The sequence below is a fragment of the Streptomyces sp. NPDC056948 genome, assembly GCF_042674225.1.
GTDB lineage: Bacteria > Actinomycetota > Actinomycetes > Streptomycetales > Streptomycetaceae > Streptomyces > Streptomyces purpurascens.
On sequence record NZ_JBHUQX010000489.1, the window covers coordinates 1 to 6,338 of the forward strand.

The following is a 6,338-nucleotide window of genomic DNA, read 5'->3' on the forward strand; positions in this document are numbered from 1 at the left end:
GCCCTACTCTTGGGGACCATGTCACCGGAGGACTTCACCTACGCCGATGTCGGCGCCACCCGCGAGGAGCACTTCTGCCCGCCGGGCTTCCATCCCATGAACGTGCGCACCCGCCTCGGGGAGGGCGAGGAGGTCTTCCAACGGGCCTCGGAGGCGGTGCTCACCTGGGAGATGCACCGGGCCATGGGCGTCGGCGTCGACGCGAGCGCGGAACGAGCCGCCCCCGGCGTCGACGTCACCGTCACCCTCGCCGGCATGATCAAGGCCCCCTGCCGTGTGGTCTGGACCCTGGAGGAACCCCGCCGCACCGGCTGGGCCTACGGCACCCTGACCGGCCACCCGGAATGCGGCGAGGAGTCCTTCGTCGTAGACCGCACGGGAGACGGCACGGTCTGGCTGACGGTGAACGCGTTCAGCAAGGCAGCGAAGTGGTACGCGAGGGCCGGCGGCCTGGCGACCCGGGGCTTGCAGCACGCGTACGCACGGCGATGCGGCAACGTCCTACGGAACATCGCGACGCAGGGTGTTGAAGATCTTTAGGTGCGCGGGGAACTGCGCGACCAGCCCCCACGCACCCGCGGACAAGACTCAACGCATCAACAACCCGGCCGCCTCCACCAACTCCTCGGACGGCCCGGCCACCAGCCCCAACTCCGCACTGGAGGCCAACAGCCGGTGAGCCGGCAGGATCCGCACCGTGTACCCGAAAGGCCCGGTGCGATCCAAGGACAAGGCCCCCTCATACACCCACCGCCCGTCCACCCCGGGGGACCCGACCGGCTTCAGGGAGACAACCGCCGCATCCCCGATCCGGTCCTCCTCGTCCACCCGCCCCGACACCACCTGAACCTCGACGTCATCAGGCCCGAGGTCCCCGAGTCCGACCCGCACCCGCACCCCCAGCGTCGTACCGAGCTCCGCCAGCGCCTCCGACACCGACGTCTCCACATGGTCGACCGTCACGCCCGGCCAGGCGGCCCGCACCCTGCCCTTCCACTCGGCAAGCTCACGCGCAGGATCCGGCCCCATCGAGCGATGGGCCAGCGCCGCCGGCGCGTAGAGACGCTCGACGTACTCGCGGACCATGCGCCCGGCCAGCACCTTCGGCCCGAGCAGGCTCAGGGTCTGGCGGACCATCTCGATCCAGCGGTCGGGCAGCCCGCTGCGGCCGCGCTCGTAGAAGCGGGGCGTCACCCGCTGCTCCAGCAGGTCGTACAGCGCCGCGGCCTCTATGTCGTCGCGGCGGTCCGCATCGGTCCCGACACCGTCGGCCGTGGGGATGGCCCAGCCGAAGTCCGGCTGGAACCACTCGTCCCACCACCCGTCGAGGACGGACAGATTGAGACAACCGTTGAGCGCGGCCTTCATGCCGGACGTGCCGCAGGCCTCCAGCGGCCGGAGCGGATTGTTCAGCCAGATGTCGCAGCCCGGGTACAGCTTCTGCGCCATGGCCATGCCGTAGTCGGGCAGGAACACGAGCCGGTGCCGCACCCGTGGATCGTCCGCGAACCGCACCAGCTCCTGCACCAGCCGCTTCCCGCCGTCGTCCGCCGGGTGCGCCTTGCCCGCCACGACGATCTGGACCGGCCGCTCGGAGTGCAGCAGCAGGTCCATCAGCCGGTCGCGGTCGCGCAGCATCAGCGTCAGACGCTTGTACGACGGGACGCGCCGGGCGAAGCCGATGGTGAGGACGTCCGGGTCGAGCACGCCGTCGATCCAGCCCAGCTCGGCCGTACCGGCCCCGCGCTGCCGCCAGGAGGCCCGCAGCCGCTCCCGCACCTCGGTCACGAGCTGCTCGCGCAGGCCCCGCCGCAGTTCCCAGATCTCCTGGTCGGGGATGTCCGCCACCGCGTCCCAGCGGTCCGAGCCGCCGACGGTCAGCGCGTCCTCGGCGCGCTGGACGCCGATCTGCCGTGCGCCGAGCCGGAACACCTCCGGGGCGACCCAGGTGGGCGCGTGCACCCCGTTGGTCACGGACGTGATCGGCACCTCGTCGGCGTCGAAGCCGGGCCACAGGCCGGAGAACATCTCGCGGCTGACGTTGCCGTGCAGCAGGGACACCCCGTTGGCGCGCTGGGCCAGGCGCAGGCCCATCACGGCCATGTTGAACAGGTTGGGCTCGCCGCCGGGGTAGGTCTCCATGCCGAGTTTGAGGACGCGCCCGACGTCGATGCGGGGCAGCTCCGCGTCGGGGCCGAAGTGGCGGGCGACCAGCTCGCGGTCGAAGCGGTCGATACCGGCCGGGACGGGGGTGTGGGTGGTGAAGACCGTCCCGGAGCGGACCGCCTCCAGCGCCGCGTCGAAGTCCGAGCCCGCCGCGCAGAGTTCGGCGATCCGCTCCAGACCGAGGAACCCGGCGTGCCCCTCGTTGGTGTGGAAGACCTCCGGCGCGGGGTGCCCGGTCAGCCGGCAGTACGTCCGGACCGCCCGCACACCTCCTATCCCCAGCAGCATCTCCTGCAACAGCCGGTGCTCGCTGCCGCCGCCGTAGAGCCGGTCGGTCACGCCGCGCTCGCCGAGGTCGTTCTCCTCGACGTCCGAGTCCAGCATCAGCAGCGGGACCCGGCCGACCTGTGCCAGCCAGATCCGGGCGCGGAGCTGCTTGCCGCCGGGCAGGGCGAGGGCGACCTGGGCGGGGGTGCCGTCGGGCTCCTCGAGGAGGACCAGGGGCAGCTCGTTCGGGTCGAGGACGGGGTAGTGCTCCTGCTGCCAGCCGTCCCGGGAGAGGGTCTGGCGGAAGTAGCCGTGCCGGTAGAGCAGCCCGACGCCGATCAGCGGGACGCCCAGGTCGCTGGCCGCCTTCAGATGGTCGCCCGCCAGGATGCCGAGGCCGCCGGAGTACTGCGGCAGGGCGGCCGTGACGCCGAATTCGGGTGAGAAGTAGGCGACCGCGGCGGGAAGTTCCTCGGGCTGGGCCTGGTACCAGCGGTCGCCGGCCATGTAGTCGTGCAGATCGCCCGCGACGGCGGCGAGACGGCGCAGGAACCGGCGGTCCTCGGCCAGGTCCGCGAGCCGCGCGGGCGGCACGCTGCCCAGCAGCCGGACCGGGTCGCACCCGGAGGCGGCCCAGCGCTCGGGGTCGACGGACTGGAACAGGTCACGGGTCTCGGCATGCCACGACCACCGCAGATTGCGGGCCAGATCGCTGAGCGGCCGGAGGGGGTCGGGGAGAACGGGTCGGACGGTGAATCGACGGATCGCCTTCACGGGTTCCACCTCGGCGCGTTCGCTGGTTGACGCAGGGCTTTGACACAGGGCTTCATCGACGTCTCCTACGACAGTACCGGCGGATGTGCCGCCGCCGCTGAGGCTCCGCCGTCGGACCCCCGATCGGCCTGAACAGCACCATCAACGGATATGGCCGATTCCACCCCCATAGGCGTCCTTGTGGTGTTTCACGCGTCACGAGAGGCTGCCCCTGGCGTACCGGCCCGGGCCCGCCGCACGCGGCGCCGCGCGTCAGCCGTACGCCGAGACGAGGAGGGGAACTCGGACCATGGCACGGACGCGCACACGGCGCCCGCGCTGGACGGGGGGCCTGGCCGCGGCGATCTGTGCCGCGGCGTTTTCGGCCACCACCCTGCCCGCGCACGCCGTACCGGAGGGGCGGATACTCGGCGCCGGAGGACCCGGCTCCGTGCACGGCAGTTATCTGGTGACACTGAAGGAGGGCACGCGGGCACCGTCGGGGGCCGGAAAAGGCCTGGCCGAGACGTACGGGGTGGACATCAGCCACACCTACGGCACGGTCCTGAACGGCTACGCGATCAGGGCGGACGCGAGACAGGCAGCACGGCTCGCCGCCGATCCCCGGGTCGCCTCGGTCGTCCAGGACACCCGTGTGCGACTGGACGGCACGCGGCGGAACCCGGCGTCCTGGGGGCTGGACCGCGTCGACCAGCCGAGCCTGCCCCTGGACCGGAGCTACACCTGGCCCGAGTCGGCGGGCGCCGGGGTGACGGTGTACGTGATCGACACCGGCGTCCGGACCACCCACCGGGACTTCGGGGGCCGGGCGAGCCACGGCTGGGACTTCGTCGGCAACGACAAGGTCGCGGCGGACGCCAACGGCCACGGCACGCACGTCGCCGGCACGGTCGCAGGGAAGACCCACGGCGTCGCCGCCAAGGCCCGGATCGTCTCCGTGCGCGTCCTCGACGCCGCGGGTGCCGGAACCACGGCCCGGGTGATCGCCGGGATCGACTGGGTGACCCGGCACGCGAGGAAGCCCGCGGTCGCCAACCTCAGTCTGGGCGGCCCGCCCAACGACCGGCTGGACGCCGCCGTCCGCGCCTCCATCGCCTCAGGCGTCACCTACACGGTCGCCGCGGGCAACGACAGCAGGCCGGCCGGGCTGTACTCCCCGGCGAGCGTCAAGCAAGCGATCACGGTCGGTGCGACCGACCGGAGGGATACAAAACCGGCCTTCTCCAACGACGGCCCGGCCCTCGATCTCTTCGCCCCGGGCGTGGATATCACCTCCGCGGCCGCCGCGAGCGACACCGCGCGGGCCACGTTCTCCGGCACCTCGATGGCCTCTCCGCACGCGGCGGGCGCGGCCGCGCTGTATCTGGCCGACCATCCGAAAGCGACTCCGTCCCAGGTCGGGAGGGCTCTGACCACGGGAGCGGCGACCGGGAAGATCTCCGGCCGGGGTGTCGGTTCGCCGGACAAGTTACTGCGGGTGCCGCACCCGTAGGGCGAAGGAGCAGCCACGCACAGGGGCCGGCCTCGTCCGTCGCGGACGAGGCCGGTCTTGTGTGTCGACATACCCCTGAGTAGTTAACAAAGTGCCGGATTGCCCACCCGAATAGGGTGGGAAGGCTCCTCCGGGTACCCCTCTCAGGAGCACCACGCAGGACCCACCTCCCCATAGACATCCGCCCACCCACGTTGACGCGGACAGGAGCGGTCATGCCCGCCAAGCACCATTCGTCACCACCCCCGACCCGTCGCACCGGGGCGCGCGCGCCCGGCGGCGAGGCACGTCCCGTGCGCCCGGCCGACGCCGGTCCACCGGTCCCGCAACCACCCCCCGTGGGCGAGGCGACCGCCGTCGGACGCATACCCGTGCTCGATGTCCGCCCGGTCGTCCAGCACGGACGCCGGCCGGCCAAGGCCGTGACCGGCGAGACCTTCGACATCTCGGCGACCGTGTTCCGGGAGGGGCACGACGCGGTCGCCGCCAATGCCGTCCTGAAGGACCCCGAGGGCCGCCCCGGGCCGTGGACACCCCTGCGGGAGCTGGCCCCCGGCACGGACCGGTGGGGCGCCACGGTCACCGCCGGGGAGCCCGGCCTGTGGACGTTCACCGTGGAGGCGTGGGGCGACCCGATCGGTACCTGGCGCCACCACGCGCAGATCAAGATCCCGGCCGGCATGGACACGGACGTCGTCCTGGAGGAGGGCGCGCGCCTGTACGAGCGGGCCGCCGACGGCGTACCCGAGGAGGGGGGCCTGCGGGACGTGGTCCTGGCCGCCGTCGACGCCCTGCGGGACGAGAGCCGCCCGGCTGCCGCGCGGCTCGCGGGGGCGTTGACGCCGGAGGTGGACGAGGTGCTGGCCCGGCATCCGCTGCGGGACCTGGTCACGACCTCCGAGCCGCTGCCGCTGCTGGTGGAGCGGGAGCGGGCCCTGTACGGCTCCTGGTACGAGTTCTTCCCCCGCTCCGAGGGCACCCGGCAGCAGCCGCACGGCACGTTTCGCACCGCCGCACGCCGGCTGCCCGCGATCGCCGCGATGGGCTTCGACGTCGTCTACCTGCCCCCGATCCACCCGATCGGCACGACCTTCCGCAAGGGCAGGAACAACACCCTCTCCCCCGGCCCCGACGACGTCGGCGTGCCCTGGGCGATCGGCTCGCCCGAGGGCGGCCACGACGCCGTCCACCCCGCCCTGGGCACCCTGGAGGACTTCACCTGGTTCGTCGGCCAGGCCCGGGAGCTGGGGATGGAGGTGGCGCTGGACTTCGCGCTGCAGTGCTCCCCCGACCACCCCTGGGTGCAGAAACACCCCGAGTGGTTCCACCACCGCCCCGACGGCACCATCGCCTACGCGGAGAACCCGCCGAAGAAGTACCAGGACATCTACCCCATCGCCTTCGACGCCGACATGGACGGCCTGATCGCCGAGACCGTGCGGGTGCTGCGGCACTGGATGGACAGCGGAGTGCGGATCTTCCGGGTGGACAATCCGCACACCAAGCCCGTGGTGTTCTGGGAGCGGGTCATCGCGGACGTCAACCGCACCGACCCGGACGTGATCTTCCTGGCCGAGGCGTTCACCCGCCCGGCGATGATGGCCACCCTGGCCCAGATCGGCTTCCAGCAGTCCTACAC

The 6,338-nt window shown here is 72.2% G+C and carries 4 protein-coding genes; 3 read left to right on the forward strand and 1 reads right to left on the reverse strand.

What is annotated here, in order from left to right; translation table 11 throughout:
• The first annotated feature begins 18 nt into the window (after window positions 1–18).
• Window positions 19–540: a DUF1990 domain-containing protein gene (locus ACFTZL_RS39115; RefSeq protein ID WP_382593523.1), complete on the forward strand. Its 522-nt coding sequence runs from the start codon at window positions 19–21 to the stop codon at window positions 538–540.
• 48 nt (window positions 541–588) lie between these two features.
• Here ACFTZL_RS39115 and ACFTZL_RS39120 read toward each other — a convergent pair whose 3' ends face one another.
• Window positions 589–3,207 carry a glycosyltransferase family 1 protein gene (locus ACFTZL_RS39120; RefSeq protein ID WP_382593525.1) on the reverse strand — a complete coding sequence of 873 codons (2,619 nt, stop codon included), beginning with the start codon at window positions 3,205–3,207 and terminating at the stop codon, window positions 589–591.
• Between the two features lie 289 nt (window positions 3,208–3,496).
• On the opposite strand from ACFTZL_RS39120, the gene ACFTZL_RS39125 reads away from it, so the two are divergent.
• Window positions 3,497–4,699: a S8 family peptidase gene (locus ACFTZL_RS39125; RefSeq protein ID WP_382593528.1), complete on the forward strand. Its 1,203-nt coding sequence runs from the start codon at window positions 3,497–3,499 to the stop codon at window positions 4,697–4,699.
• A gap of 215 nt (window positions 4,700–4,914) precedes the next feature.
• On the forward strand, window positions 4,915–6,338 hold a 1,424-nt coding region (locus tag ACFTZL_RS39130; protein WP_382593531.1), incomplete at its 3' end, for a maltotransferase domain-containing protein.